The sequence below is a fragment of the Curtobacterium luteum genome, from assembly GCF_001475545.1.
Lineage (GTDB): Bacteria > Actinomycetota > Actinomycetes > Actinomycetales > Microbacteriaceae > Curtobacterium > Curtobacterium luteum_A.
The window spans coordinates 1-562 of the sequence record NZ_LDQC01000199.1 but is presented as its reverse complement, the minus strand read 5'-3'; the positions used below and the strand labels follow the sequence as shown (position 1 = coordinate 562).

At 72.1% G+C, this 562-nt stretch carries 1 protein-coding gene; it reads left to right on the top strand.

Annotation, left to right across the window (positions count from 1 at the left end):
• Nucleotides 1–119: 119 nt before the first annotated feature.
• Nucleotides 120–562, top strand: a 443-nt coding sequence (locus NS184_RS17165; RefSeq protein ID WP_152998324.1) for an extracellular solute-binding protein, incomplete at its 3' end; no start/stop codon positions are given.

Sequence of the window (562 nt, the reverse complement as noted above, 5' to 3'; positions counted from 1 at the left end):
GCCGAGACTCGGCGCAGCCGAGACCGCGCTTCCGCGCTCCGCGCCCTCCCAGGCAGCCTTGGTTGAGTGGATGCACAGGTTCGGGCACCACGACCACCACCACCGTCGAGGAGGACGCGATGGCGATCGACCGCAGACTGTTCCTGCTCGGGGGAGCGGGGGTGCTGCTCCTCGCCGGGTGCTCCACCCGCCCCGCGCGGACCACCGTCGAGGACTGGCCCACCGACCCGCCGGAGGGCGACGTCACGATCAGCTGGTGGGCCGGGCAGGTGGCCTCGAAGGACGGCGGGGACCTCCGGCGACGCCTCATCGCGGAGTTCCAGAAGGAGCACCCGAACATCCGGGTCCGCATCGTCAGCGCGCCGAGCGACACCGACACGAACCGCACGAGCCTCACGACGCAGATCGCCGCGGGCAGCCCCACCCCGGACGTGTACCTCGGCGACGTCGCGTGGCCCGGGCAGTTCTCGAAGAACAAGCTCGCGACCCCGGTGAACCGGCTCGTGGGCGAGGACTTCTTCGAGCAGTTCCCCGAGGGCCTCCGCGCCGCGGCGAGCGTCGA